This is a genomic window from Streptomyces sp. NBC_00572 (assembly GCF_026341815.1).
Lineage (GTDB): Bacteria > Actinomycetota > Actinomycetes > Streptomycetales > Streptomycetaceae > Streptomyces.
In genome coordinates this window covers 6,425,301-6,437,891 of the sequence record NZ_JAPENX010000001.1, presented here as the reverse complement: position 1 = coordinate 6,437,891, position 12,591 = coordinate 6,425,301, and the positions used below count along the sequence as shown (strand labels likewise).

12 protein-coding genes and 1 riboswitch are annotated in these 12,591 nt (G+C 70.9%); of the genes, 8 read left to right on the top strand and 4 right to left on the bottom strand.

What is annotated here, in order from left to right:
* Positions 1 to 112 precede the first annotated feature (112 nt).
* The gene (locus tag OG514_RS29295) at positions 113 to 1,123 is read right to left on the bottom strand and encodes an iron-siderophore ABC transporter substrate-binding protein (RefSeq protein ID WP_266899969.1); all 1,011 of its coding nucleotides are present in this window, start codon (positions 1,121 to 1,123) and stop codon (positions 113 to 115) included.
* A 160-nt stretch (positions 1,124 to 1,283) separates the two neighbouring features.
* A complete protein-coding gene (locus OG514_RS29290; RefSeq protein ID WP_266899967.1) occupies positions 1,284 to 2,660 on the bottom strand; it encodes a lysine N(6)-hydroxylase/L-ornithine N(5)-oxygenase family protein in 1,377 nt (458 codons plus the stop codon).
* Between the two features lie 239 nt (positions 2,661 to 2,899).
* Here OG514_RS29290 and OG514_RS29285 point away from each other — a divergent pair, with 239 nt between their 5' ends.
* Both OG514_RS29285 and OG514_RS29280 read left to right on the top strand, forming a co-directional pair.
* Positions 2,900 to 3,847: a methionyl-tRNA formyltransferase gene (locus OG514_RS29285; protein ID WP_266899965.1), complete on the top strand. Its 948-nt coding sequence runs from the start codon at positions 2,900 to 2,902 to the stop codon at positions 3,845 to 3,847.
* Positions 3,848 to 3,873: 26 nt separating this feature from the next.
* The gene (locus OG514_RS29280) at positions 3,874 to 4,578 is read left to right on the top strand and encodes a MarR family winged helix-turn-helix transcriptional regulator (protein WP_266899963.1); all 705 of its coding nucleotides are present in this window, start codon (positions 3,874 to 3,876) and stop codon (positions 4,576 to 4,578) included.
* Positions 4,579 to 4,637: 59 nt separating this feature from the next.
* Here OG514_RS29280 and OG514_RS29275 read toward each other — a convergent pair whose 3' ends face one another.
* Positions 4,638 to 6,446 carry an ABC transporter ATP-binding protein gene (locus OG514_RS29275; protein WP_266899961.1) on the bottom strand — a complete coding sequence of 603 codons (1,809 nt, stop codon included), beginning with the start codon at positions 6,444 to 6,446 and terminating at the stop codon, positions 4,638 to 4,640.
* A 74-nt stretch (positions 6,447 to 6,520) separates the two neighbouring features.
* On the opposite strand from OG514_RS29275, the gene OG514_RS29270 reads away from it, so the two are divergent.
* The 4 genes from OG514_RS29270 (at position 6,521) to OG514_RS29255 (ending at position 10,506) form a co-directional block, all read left to right on the top strand.
* Positions 6,521 to 7,111: a TetR/AcrR family transcriptional regulator gene (locus OG514_RS29270; protein WP_266899959.1), complete on the top strand. Its 591-nt coding sequence runs from the start codon at positions 6,521 to 6,523 to the stop codon at positions 7,109 to 7,111.
* 182 nt (positions 7,112 to 7,293) lie between these two features.
* On the top strand, positions 7,294 to 8,346 hold the full coding sequence (locus tag OG514_RS29265) for an iron-siderophore ABC transporter substrate-binding protein (protein ID WP_266899957.1): 1,053 nt from the start codon (positions 7,294 to 7,296) through the stop codon (positions 8,344 to 8,346).
* Between the two features lie 79 nt (positions 8,347 to 8,425).
* Positions 8,426 to 9,409, top strand: a complete 984-nt coding sequence (locus OG514_RS29260; protein WP_266901002.1) for an iron ABC transporter permease — start codon at positions 8,426 to 8,428, stop codon at positions 9,407 to 9,409.
* Complete coding sequence (locus OG514_RS29255) at positions 9,406 to 10,506, top strand: iron chelate uptake ABC transporter family permease subunit (protein WP_266899955.1); 1,101 nt, start codon at positions 9,406 to 9,408, stop codon at positions 10,504 to 10,506. The genes OG514_RS29260 and OG514_RS29255 overlap by 4 nt, the downstream gene beginning before the upstream one ends.
* Here the strand turns inward: OG514_RS29255 and OG514_RS29250 are convergent.
* A complete protein-coding gene (locus OG514_RS29250; RefSeq protein WP_266899953.1) occupies positions 10,467 to 11,096 on the bottom strand; it encodes a histidine phosphatase family protein in 630 nt (209 codons plus the stop codon). The genes OG514_RS29255 and OG514_RS29250 overlap by 40 nt on opposite strands.
* 165 nt (positions 11,097 to 11,261) lie before the next feature.
* Positions 11,262 to 11,351, top strand: a riboswitch (cobalamin riboswitch).
* A 59-nt stretch (positions 11,352 to 11,410) separates the two neighbouring features.
* On the opposite strand from OG514_RS29250, the gene OG514_RS29245 reads away from it, so the two are divergent.
* On the top strand, positions 11,411 to 11,638 hold the full coding sequence (locus OG514_RS29245) for a CbtB-domain containing protein (protein ID WP_266899951.1): 228 nt from the start codon (positions 11,411 to 11,413) through the stop codon (positions 11,636 to 11,638).
* A gap of 14 nt (positions 11,639 to 11,652) precedes the next feature.
* Entirely contained in the window at positions 11,653 to 12,477 is an 825-nt protein-coding gene (locus OG514_RS29240) for a CbtA family protein (protein WP_266899949.1), read from the top strand.
* The last annotated feature ends 114 nt before the right edge of the window (positions 12,478 to 12,591 follow it).

The following is a 12,591-nucleotide window of genomic DNA, read 5'->3' as shown; positions in this document are numbered from 1 at the left end:
GGGAGTGCGTGGCAGGCGGTGACGGCACGAACCGCCGACGGCGTGGCGAGTGGTTCCGCCACGCCGTCGGTCGGGTCGGTTCGTGGGTCGGTGGCGCGTCAGCTGGTGGGCGTCACTTGACGGCCGTGAGGAGCGGCTCGATCTCGTCGATGGCGTACGGGATCGACAGAACGGTGTTGAAGGAGAACGCGGCGCCGATGTCCGGGCCCTGGTAGGGCACGAACAGGTCGCGCTTCTCCTGGTTGACCTTGAGCTTCTTGTAGAGCGGCTCGGCCTTGATGCGGTCGTTGGCCTCGGTGCTGGAGGTCACCCAGACGAGCCGGTCGACGTCGAGGACGTTGAGCTTCTCGGCGCTGAGTTCGGCGACGTTGAAGCCCGGCTTGGCCAGGGTGTCGATCTCCGGCTTGAGCTTGAAGCCCAGCTCCTGGAAGAAGATCGACTTGGGGTCGGTCTTCGTGAACGCCGAGTACTTGCCGGCCTCGAAGCTGTCGGCGACGGCGAGCGTCTTGGCGGCCCACTCGGGGTGCTTGTCGCGGGCGGCCTTGAACCGGGCGTCGATGTCGGCGATCAGCTTGGTGGCCTCGGCATCCTTGCCGAGCGCCTTGCCGATCTGCTGGGTCATCGTCTGCCAGGGCGCACCGTAGTCCGGGTGGTCCTTGGGCTGGGCGACGACCTTGGTGAACTTGGAGAGCGTGTCGTACTGCTCCTTCTTCATCCCCGAGTACTGGGCGATCACCAGGTCGGGCTTGAGCGCGGCGATCTTCTCGATGTTGTACTCGTCGCGCTCACCGACGATCGCGGGCTGGGTGGAGCCCCACTTGTCCTTGGTCCAGGGCCACTTGCCGTACGGCTTCTCCTTGAACCAGTCGACGGAGCCGGCCGGCTTCACACCGAGCGCGAGGACCGCGTCCTGGTCGGAGAGACCGAGGGTGACGATCGTCTTCGGCTCCTTGTCGATCGTCGTGGAGCCGTACTTGTGCGCCACCGTGACGGGGAACGCGGCGGGCTTGCCGCCCCCGTCGGCCGAGGCCGAGGAGGAGGTGGTGGCGGACGGCGACTCGGTCTTCTCGGTCCCTCCGCCGCAGGCGGCGAGGGCGAGAGCCGCCACCGCGAGGACAGCCACACGGGGGGCGGTTCTGGCGAACCGAGCCAGAGCGGGACGTGCACCAGCGGACACGGACGTTCCTTTCGGGGGATTCACAGTGCGTGCCACGCCCGCCGGGTGCGAAGGGTGCCGCCCGGCGGGGTGGCTGTGTTGCGTGGGGGGTGGAGCGGGGGTGGCGTCAGCGCGCCGTGCCGACGCCGTCGGCCATGGGCCGGATCTCGTCGGCGGGGGGTGCCATGACGGTGGCGGCGAGGGCGTCGGAGGCCCGGTCGAGGACCGAGTCGAGGATCTCGCCGACCCTGATCGCGGTGTTGGAGAGGAGCGACGACGTGATGCCGTGGGTGTGCTCGGTGCCGCCCTGGAGGTAGATGCCGCAGCGCAGTTCGGAGTCGGTGGCGAGCCGGTAGTCCCGCTCGACGCGCACGCGGCCCTGGTCGTCGCGGTGGCAGCGGTCGGCGACCGGGCCGAGGAGCCCGAGGGGCTCGGCGGGGCTGTATCCGGTGGCGTAGACGACGACATCGGCTTCGAGCACGGTCTCCTCGCCGGTGACGAGGGAGGTGACGAAGGCGCGGACCTTGGCCGGGCCGTCCTCGACGCCGGTGAGCCGGGAGATGTTGATGAAGCGCAGGCGCTCGGTGCCGAGGACCTTCTCCTGGTACGCCTGGCGGTACAGGTCGTCGATGAGGTCGATGTCCACCACGGAGTAGTTGGTGTTTCCGTGATAGTCCATCAGCTTGCGCTTGATGTCGTCCGGTGCCGTGAAGTACTCGTCGACGGCACCCGGGTCGAAGATCCGGTTGGCGAAGGCGCTGTCGTCGGCGGGGCTGTAGCCGTAGCGGGAGAAGACGGCGCAGATCTCGGCCTCGGGGAAACGGCGGTGCAGATAGGCGACGTTCTCGGCGGCGCTCTGTCCGGCGCCCACGACGACGATCCGCTCGGGGTTCGTGCCCTCCAGGCCCTCGACTTTGGCGAGCAGGTCGGAGTTGTGCCAGACGCGGTCGCTGCGCTCGACGCCTTCCGGCATGCGCGGGCGAAGTCCCGTACCGAGGACGAGGTTTCGGGCGCGGTGGACGACCAGTTCGGATCCCGAGCGGGCGGTCACGTCGAGGTATTCGATGACGCCGTCGCGCTCGACGGGCTCCACCGAGATGATCTCGTGGCCGTAGGAGACCATGTCGTCGACCTTGGACGCGGCCCACTCGAAGTAGTCGTGGAACTCGACGCGCAGCGGGAAGAGGTTCTTGTGGTTGACGAAGTCGATCAGCCGGCCCTTGCTCTGCAGATAGCAGAGGAAGCTGTATTCGCTGGTCGGGTTGCGCAGCGTCACGAGGTCCTTGAGGAAGGACACCTGCATGGTCGCGTCGTCGATCAGCATGCCGCGGTGCCAGCCGAACCGTGGCTGGCGCTCGAAGAAGTGGGCGGTGACCGCTTCCTGCCTTCCGACGCGGGCGTTGTGCTCGCTGAGCGCTATCGCCATGGCCACATTGGACGGGCCGAAGCCGATGCCAATGAGGTCGTGGACCAGAGGTGCGTCACCAGGAGGAACCTGCGACATGTCACTCCCATCGTGCGGGATGAAGGCTGAGGGGGAACCGGCGTCGGGCACAGCGGTGTTGCCGACAGCCGAGCGGAACTTAGGTAAAGCTAACCTGATCTAGCGATGCTGTCGACGGGGCAAAGCGGACAACGCCTGGACGCGCGTCCCGAACGACCGCATAAATCAAGCCAGTTGCACTGTTAGGTAAGCCTTGCTTTACTTGCTGGCGGTCAATCGCTCTTCCGAGGAGGAACCCGATGCGGGTCGTCATGTTCGGCTATCAGACCTGGGGCCATCGCACCCTCCAAGCGCTCCTGGACTCCGAACACGACGTGGTTCTCGTCGTGACGCACCCCAAGAGCGAGCACGCCTACGAGAAGATCTGGAGCGACTCGGTCGCCGACCTGGCGGAGGAGCACGGCGTCCCGGTCGTCATCCGCAACAGGCCCGACGACGAAGAGCTGTTCGCGCGGCTCAAGGAGGCCGACGCGGACATCATCGTCGCCAACAACTGGCGTACGTGGATCCCGCCGCACATCTACAACCTGCCCCGCCACGGCACGCTGAACATCCACGACTCGCTGCTGCCCAAGTACGCCGGTTTCTCGCCGCTCATCTGGGCCCTCATCAACGGCGAGACCGAAGTCGGCGTCACGGCCCACATGATGGACGAGGTGCTCGACGCCGGCGACATCGTCCAGCAGCGGGCCGTGCCCGTCGGACCGACCGACACGGCCACCGACCTCTTCCACAAGACGGTCGACCTCATCGCCCCGGTCACCATCGGCGCACTCGACCAGATCGCCTCCGGCCAGGCCGAGTTCACCCGCCAGGACCGCTCCCGGGCCAGCTTCTTCCACAAGCGTGCCGAGGAGGACATCCGGATCGACTGGAACTGGCCGGCCGACGTCCTGGAGCGCCTGGTCCGCGCCCAGTCGGCGCCCTACCCGAGCGCCTTCACCTTCCACCGGGGCAAGCGCCTCGAAGTCCTCTCCGCCGTGGTCTCCGAGGGCCGTTACGGCGGCACGCCCGGCCGTGTCTTCTACCGCGAGGGCGAGGGTGTCGTGATCGTCGCCGGCGCCGACGCGCGCACCGGCCGCAACCACGGCCTGGCCATCACCCGCGTCCGGACGGAGGACGGCCGCGAGCTGCCCGCGACCGAGTACTTCACCTCCATGGGCGGCTACCTCACCGGCCGCCCCTGACGAGCGGGGAGAGTGAGGAGCAGCCGATGGAACAGCCGGTCGTCTCCGGTGTCGCGCACGACCTCTCGGGGGCGACGTTCGCCGTCGTCGGCATCGCGAGCGTGCCGATGGACTGGGCGAAGGTCTTCGGGTCACTCGCGAACACCGACCTGACCCTCGACGCGCTGACAGGCGCGGGCACGAGTACGCACCCGGGCCCTGGTGCGGTCCCGGGGGTGGCCCCGCCCTCCCGCACCATCACGCCGCCCTCGCAGAGCATGACGCCGCCCAGCGTGCTCGACCTCAACGCGTATCTCATGCACGCCGTCGGCAGGGCCGCGCGCCGCCGCCTGGCGGAGACGCTGGAGGCCCGGGGGTTACGGCTCTGGCACCTCACCGTGATGGCGCTGCTCGCCGACCTCGGCCCGCAGATGAAGACGGCCCTCGCCACCCGGCTGGCCATGAACGCCAGCGACCTGGTGAAGGTCGTCAACGACCTGGTCCGGATCGGACAGGTCGACTGCGTCCGGGACGACGCGGACCGGCGCCGTGTCGTCGTGCGGCTCACCCCGGAGGGCGAGACGTCGCTCCGGAGTCTGAACGCGGAGATCGCGCGGACGGACGACGAGATCCTGGCCCCCCTCGACGCCGGGGAGCGCGAGCAACTCGCCTCCCTGCTGCGCCGGGTGCACGGCCATCTCGAACCGGCACCGGCCGACCTGGCGCGCGAGCGACCGGTCTCCTCGACCTGAGCGGCACGGGCGGGTGCTGCCGCGCCGGGCCGGCGCGGCAACACCCGCCCCTCCTGTCCTCAGGCGCCGGTGTGCGCGGCGATGCGCAGGGACTCGACCAGGTCGCGGTAGAGGGTGTCCGAGGCGAGGAGTTCCTCGTGCCGGCCCCGCGCACGGACCCGGCCCGCCTCCATGACGACGATGGTGTCCGCGTCGACCACCGTCGACAGGCGGTGGGCGATCGTCACCACGGCGCCGGTGTCCGCACGGGAGCGCACGCACTCCTGCACGGCCGCCTCGGTCAGGCCGTCCAACTGCGCGGTCGCCTCGTCCAGGAGCAGGACGTCGGGGGTGGCGAGGAGCGCCCGGGCCAGGGCGATGCGCTGCCGCTCCCCTCCCGACACGTTCGCCGCGGCGAGGGGCGTGTCCAGGCCCTCGTCCAGCGCGTCGACCTTCTCCGCGAGCCGTACGTCGTGCAGCACGCGCCGCAGTTCCTCCGGGGTGGCGTCGGGGCGGGCGAGCAGCAGGTTGTCGCGGATCGTGCCGGGGACCACCGGGGTGTCCTGCTCGACGTACGCGAGCCTGGCCCGGATGTCGGCATGGGCGTGGTCGCGGTACGGCCGCCCGTCGAGGAGCAGTTCACCGCCGGTCGGCTCCAGGAACCGCAGGACCAGGGAGAGCAGGGTGGTCTTGCCCGCTCCCGAGGGGCCGACGACGGCGGTGTGGCCGCGCCGGGGGATGACGAGGTCGACGTCCCGTACGGCCGCGGCGGCGTCGGGACCGTAGGCGGCGGTGACGTTCCGCAGCTCCAGGACGGGTATGTCGTCACCGGCCGCCTCGCTGTCTCCGCCGGAAGCCTCGGCCCGTACACCGGAGGCTCTGGTGCGTGCGCCGGGAACCGTGCCCTCGCCCGAGGACGGGGAGGTGTGCTCGGTCGGCAGGGCGTCGGCCTGCCGGATACGTTCGGCCGCGGCGATGCCGGACTGCAGGGTGGTCACGTTCTGGCTGAGTTCGGTGATCGGGTCCATGAGGGCGAAGGCGTAGAGGAGGAAGGCGATCAGACCGGACACTTCGAGCCGGCCCTCGCCGACGCGCCAGGCGCCGACGGCGAGGATCGCGATGATGGCCAGATTGACGCCGGACCAGGCGGTCGTCCAGGCCAGCGCCTCTCGGCGGACGGCCCGGATCCCGTGCTCGGCCGACGCGCGCGCGTCGGTGAGGATCCGCTCGGTCATGCGCTCCTCTGCGCGGTTGACCTTGACGGTACGGATCGCCCGCAGGGTGCCTTCGAGGACACCGCCGAGCCGCCCCACGTGGTCCTGGGCCTGCTGCTGCGCCTGGGCGATGCCGGGCATGAGGAGTGCGAAGACCACGCCGACGAGGACGACGGCGGCGACGGTGGTGGCGAGCAGCACCGGGTCGAGGAAGCCCATGAGGACGAGGCTGCCCACCAGCATGACGGCCCCGTTGATCAGGCCGACGAAGGAGGAGGCGGCGGCCTCGCGGAGCAGCACCGTGTCGGAGGTGACGCGGGTGACGAGCTCGCCGGTCGGGCTCCGGGTCACGCCGGGCACGGTGGCGCGCAGGAAGCGCCGCACCATCGACTCGCGGGCGTCGAGGACCACCCGCTCCCCCAGCGCCCCGAGCAGCGTCCACTGCCAGTAGGACACGGCGCCGCCGACCACGAGCAGCACGAGGAGCGCCGCCACGGGTCCCGTGAGCGAGGACGAGCTGCCCAGGGCGTCGAGCACGTGCTTGGTGACCATGGGCGTGGCGAGGCCCAGGGCGGAGGCGACCAGGGCGAGGGCCAGGCCCTGGACGAGGGTGCGCCGGTGCGGGCGGGCGAAGGACCACAGGATGCTCAGGCGGGGCGCGAGGGAGGTGGACATACCCACAATGGAACATTCCTGTTCCAGAAAGGTCAAAAGGTTTCCCAAACGGTATGAGGGGTTACCGTGTGCGCATGGGGTCCGACGACACTCCCGCGCACGGCGCGGCCACCCGCGAGAGCGCCACCCGCGCCCGCACCCGGCGCGCGATCCTCGACGCCGCCGTCTCCGTGCTCACCGCCGACCACAGCGCCTCGCTCGGCGATGTCGCCGAGGCGGCCGGGGTGGGGCGGACCACCGTGCACCGCTACTTCCCCGAGCGCTCCGACCTGCTAGCCGCGATCGGCACGGACGTGCGGGACCGGGTCGACGCGGCGGCCGACCGGGCACGGCTCGGCGACGGGCCGGCGCCCGAGGCGATGGAGCGGCTCTGCCTGGAGTACTTCGAACTCGGCGACCGGTTGCTGCTGTTGTACGACGTACCGCAGTTCGTGGCATGGTCCGGCATCGAGGAGGAGTCCGCGGCGGACCTGGCCCTGCTGGCCCTCGTCAGGCGCGGACAGAAGGACGGGACGCTCGATCCCGAGGTCGACGCCGGCTGGCTCCAGGACGTCATGTGGGCGCTGCTCTACGCGGCCTGGATGCAGGCGCGCGACCAGGGCACCCCCAAGCACACGGCCCTCTCGCTGTGCCTGCGGACCCTCCGGAAGGCCGTCGCGCCGTAGGGACTCCGGCCGGGTGCCGTGTCGATCACATCGAGATCGAACCCCTGGCGCTCAACCCCGGTCAGGAATAGGTTAGGCTCACCTAACAAGCACCGAGTTGGCCGCTGCCCCGGAGACGTCCGTCTGTGGGGCCGTCAGTCGGAGCCTCGTACATCCCCCCTGCCCGGAGACAAGGATCCACCATGCCTTCTGTGTTCACCCCCCTTCGCCGTCGCGTTCTCGTGGCGGGCGCCGCCGCGGTCTCGCTCGGCCTGATGGTGACCGGGTGCGGCTCGGACGACAAGAAAGACGACGCGGCAGGGTCGGCGGGCAAGGCCTCGGCGGGCGCTTTCCCCGTGACCATCAAGAGCGCCCTCGGCGACGCGGTCATCAAGGACAAGCCGAAGCGCGTGGTGACACTCGGTCAGGGCTCCGCCGAGACGGCCATCGCCCTCGGCAACGTCCCGGTCGGCATCGAGGAGTACCCCTGGGGCAGCGACAAGACCGGCTACCTCCCCTGGATCCACGACGCGGTGAAGAAGTCCGGCGCCACGCTGCCCAAGCAGTTCAAGGGCGGCGAGGAGCTCGACATCGAGGCCATCACCGAGCTCGAGCCCGATGTCATCCTCGCCCCGTGGTCCGGCCTGACGCAGAAGCAGTACGACATCCTGAAGGACATCGCGCCGACCGTCGCCTACCCCGAGAAGGCGTGGAGCACGAACTGGGACCAGCAGATCGAGATCATCGCCAAGGCGCTCGGTCAGCCGGAGAAGGCCAAGGAGCTGGAGTCGAAGATCGACAAGCAGCTCGCCGACGCGGCCGCCTCCCGCCCCAACTACAAGAACGTCACGTTCTCGTACATCTACAACACCGGCCCCGGCACCCTCGGCGTCTTCAAGCCCGAGGAGCAGCGCGTGGCCATGGTCTCCAAGCTGGGCCTCAAGGTCGATCCGATCGTGAACACCTTCAAGGAGACCGAGGGCACCGACTCCGCCCTGATCGGCCTGGAGAACGCCAACAAGCTCTCGAAGAGCGACATCGCGTTCACCTTCTACATGGACGAGAAGTCCCGCAAGGAGATCGAGGCGCAGCCCCTGTACGGCGCCATCCCGGCCGTGAAGAAGAGCGCGCTCGTCTACAGCCACGACACGCCGTTCGTCACCGCCTCCTCGATGATCAACCCGCTGACGGTGCCGTACAGCATCGAGCGCTACCTGCCGATGATCGACAAGGCCGTCGCCAAGGCCGGGAAGTAACAGCGGTCCCAGCGTGACCACACTCTCCCGGATCGGTCAGGGCCCCGCCGTTGTACGGCGGGGCCTTGCCCGGCATGTCATGGCCGCCGTCCTCTGTCTGGCGCTGCTCGCCCTCGCGCTGCTCGCCCTCGCGCTGCTCGCCAGCGTCATGTTCGGCAGCAAGCCCACGTCCGCCGGCGATGTCCTGCGGGTCGTCACCGGCGGCGGCGACGAGTACACCCGTACCGTCGTCGAGAGCCGCTACCCGCGCACCGTCCTCGGTGTGCTCGCGGGTCTCTGCCTCGCGGTCGCCGGCACCCTGATGCAGGGCATCACGCGCAATCCGCTCGCCGAGCCGGGACTTCTCGGCATCAACGCGGGCGCGTCCGCCGCCATCGTCGCCGCCACGGCGTTCCTCGGTGCCTCGGGGCAGCAGCAGACCATCTGGTGGGCCCTCGTCGGCGCCCTCGCGACCGGTGTCGTCGTCCACCTCGTCGGCACCGCCGGCGGTGGTGGCGGACCGGTCCGCCTGGTACTCGCCGGCGCGGTGCTCTCCGCCGTCCTCGCCGCCTTCATCCAGGCCGTCGCGCTGTCCAAGCCACAGGTCTTCGACACCTACCGCTACTGGGTGGTGGGCGCGCTCGGCGGCCGCGGCTTCGACGCCTTCTGGGCGGTCCTGCCGTTCGCCGCGGTCGGCTTCGTGCTCGCCCTGCTGCTCGCGCCGGGGCTCAACGCCATGGCGATGGGCGACGACAAGGCCGCCTCCCTCGGCATCAGTCCCGCCCGCGTCAAGGGCGCGGGGCTGCTCGCCGCGACGCTGCTCGCCGCCGCCGCGACGGCGGCCGTCGGCCCCATCGCCTTCGTCGGCCTCGCCGTGCCGCACGTCGTCCGGGCGCTGGTGGGCGCCGACTTCAGGGCCCAGATCCTCTTCACCTCCCTCGCGGGGCCCACGCTGCTGCTCTTCGCCGATGTCATCGGCCGGGTCCTGCTGCGCCCGCAGGAACTCATGGTCGGGGTCGTCACCGCCTTCGTCGGTGCGCCCGCCCTGCTGTTCGCCGTTCGCCGTATGAGGGGAGCGGGATGAAGACCGCCGACCGGACCGACACTCCGGACAGCCCGGAGGTGACGAAGCCGCGCCCGGCGCGCCCCGCCGGCCGTGGTGTGCTGCGGATCGGCCCCTGGGTCGCCGTACCCGTGCGCCGCTCCTCCGTGATCGCCGCCGTGGTGTCCCTGCTGCTGCTCTGCGCGGCGGCCGTGGCCACCCTTTCGATGGGCAGGCTCGGCATCGACCTGCCCGATCTGCCGTCGGCCCTCGCGGGCGACGCCACGGGCAAGAACGCGTTCGTCCTGAACCGGCTGCGCGGCCCCCGGCTCGTCGTGGCCATCGCCACCGGTGCGGCCTTCGGCCTGTCCGGGGCCCTGTTCCAGTCCGTCACCCGCAACCCGCTCGGCAGTCCCGATGTCATCGGGCTCGGCGCCGGCGCCGGCGCGGGAGCGGCGGCCGCCGCCCTGTTCCTGCCCGACGTCCTGCCGGTGGCCGTCGGCGCCCTGCTCGGCGCGATCATCGCGATGGTGGTCGTGTTCCTCGCCACGGGCACCGGGTTCCGCAGCCCGGGACGGCTCGTGGTGGCCGGCATCGGCGTGGCCGCGATGGCGACGGCGCTGACCCAGTACGTGGTGTACTCCGTCGAGCGGGACAAGGCCAGCGCGCTGACCGCCTACATCAACGGCAGCCTCTCGGCCCGCTCCTGGGAGGACGCCGCGACGATCTGGACGGTGCTGCTCGTCTCCCTGCCGCTCGCGGCGCTCCTCGCCCGGCCGCTGAGCATCGGCGAGATGGGCGACGACCTGTCCACCGGTCTGGGTGCCCGCCCCGGCCGGACCGCCACCTGGGCGGTCGCGCTGTCGATCGTCCTCTCCGCGGGGGCCGTCAGTGTGGCGGGGCCGATCGCCTTCGTCTCCCTGACGGCGCCGCAGATCGCCAAGCGCGTCACCCGCAGCGGCGGCCCGCACCTGGTGATGTCCACCCTGCTCGGGGCCCTGCTCCTGGTGCTCGCCGACCTCACCGCACAGCAGTTGCCGCTCTTCGACAACCTGCCGGTCGGCCTGTACACGATGGCCGTCGGCGGCGCGTACCTGGGCTATCTGCTGCTGCGCGAGTGGAAGCGCCCGGCCGCCTGACCCGTGGCGGTCGGGGTCTGAGCGGGCACGAGAGGGTCGCCGACGCGCAGGTTCCAGCGCTCGGCGCGGCCGCTCAGGTGGACGGCGGTCAGGGGGCGTACGTCGAGCCGCCAGGCCGCCTCGTCCGGCGCCCCGAGGGCGTGGACCAGCGCGGCGCGGATGACGTCCGGTTCGGCGACGACCGTGACGCGTCCCGAGTCGGCCCGCAGTCCGTCGAGCCAGGCGCCGACGCGTACCCGCAGTGCGCGCAGGGACTCACCGCCGTGCGGGGCCGCCGTCGGGTCGGACAGCCAGGCGCCGACCGCGGCTTCCTCGGCGGCGGCGACGGCCGCGAGGGTCTGTCCCCTCCACCGTCCCATGGCGCAGCCGGCGAGTTCGGTCACCGGTTCCGCCGGGAGACCGAGGGCCTCCGCCGTGCGTCGGCAGCGCGCGGACGGCGAGGAGTAGGCGCGCGAGGACGGGCCGACGGCGGACGCCAGGGATTCCGCACGGGCGATTCCCTCGGGGTCGAGGGGACTGTCGTCGTCGAACCCGACGTCTCGCAGTGCTCCGCTGGTCGCGGGGGAGATCAGCGTCAGCCGGACGGTCATCGGCTTCCTTTTCGGTCGGCGCCTGGGGCGGCGCCAAGGGTAGCGCCGGGCCGACGGCCCGCCCCGAGGGGGCGTGCGAAGGTGATTCAGGCCTCACGCCCTTGGCGACGCCCTCGGTGCGCGGTACGGTCGGGCGACATTTGAAGAGCGTGACGACGGCGAGACGGAAGTCCGGTGAGAATCCGGCACGGTCGCGCCACTGTATGCCGGGTGCCGCCCTTCCGTTCACGGGGGCGTCGTCGCGGCAAGTCAGACCCGTGGACCGTCGTCCTGCACCACCGTCTGGGACGCGAGTTCCCGCAGGAGGTTCCATCATGGCCGAGGCTGTCGTCTCCGCTGCCGTTTCCGCCCCTTCCGTGGCCGTTCCGGCCCCGCTGCCCGTGCGGGCCGTCCTTCCCTGGGCGTTCTTCGTCGGCCTTCTCGCGCTCATCGCGCTGTACTTCGTGGGCGCCGAGCAGGGTGCCACCTCCCTGATCGCGGGCTCCGACGTGCACGAGTGGGTGCACGACGGTCGTCACCTGCTCGGCTTCCCCTGCCACTGAGAGGCGATCCGCACATGCACGCCTCAACTGTCAGATCCCTGCTGGTCCGCGGCATGCTCGCGGGCCTGATCGCCGGTCTCCTCGCCTTCGCCGTCGCCTACGTGGTGGGTGAACCGCCCGTGAACGGCGCCATCGCGGTCGAGGAGGCCCAGGCCGCCCAGGAGGCGCACGCCGCGCCGGCGGCGCACGCCGGTCACGGTGGCACGGCCGCCGCCGAGGCCGCGGAGGAAGAGGAGGCGGTCAGCCGCCCCGTCCAGTCGACCTTCGGCCTGGCCACGGGTGTTCTCGTCTACGGAGTGGCGCTCGGCGGCATCGCCGCGCTCGCGTTCTCCTTCGCGCTCGGCCGTGTCGGCCGGTTCAGCCCCCGGGCGACCGCGGCGCTGACCGCGGCGGCGGCGTTCACCACCGTCTATCTGGTGCCGTTCCTGAAGTATCCGGCGACCCCGCCGGCCGTCGGCAACCCGGACACGATCGGGAAGCGCACCACGCTGTTCTTCCTGATGATCCTGCTCAGCGTGCTGCTCGGGCTCGCGGCGGTGATCGCGGGACGGCGACTCGCACCGCGTCTGGGCAACTGGAACGCGACCCTGGCCGCCGCGGCGGGGTTCATCGTCGTGACGGGCGTCGCCTTCGCGCTGCTCCCGGCGAACGACGACGCGGTCAAGGCGGGCTTCCCCGCCGCTCTCCTCTGGGAGTTCAGGGTGGCCTCGCTCGCCGTCCAGGCCGTGCTGTGGGCGGTGTTCGGCGTGGTCTTCGGTTTCCTCGCCCAGAAGGTCCTGGCCGGCCGGACGTCCGCCGTCGACGCCCAGGCCACGGTCGGAGCGCCGATCCCCGGCTGATCGACAGGACGACTCCGCACGGACTGCCCCGTACGCCCCCGGCGTGCGGGGCAGTTCCGCGCTCCCGGGCAACTGCGGTCGGTCCCCCGACGGTTGGAAGATCGCGAACTCCTC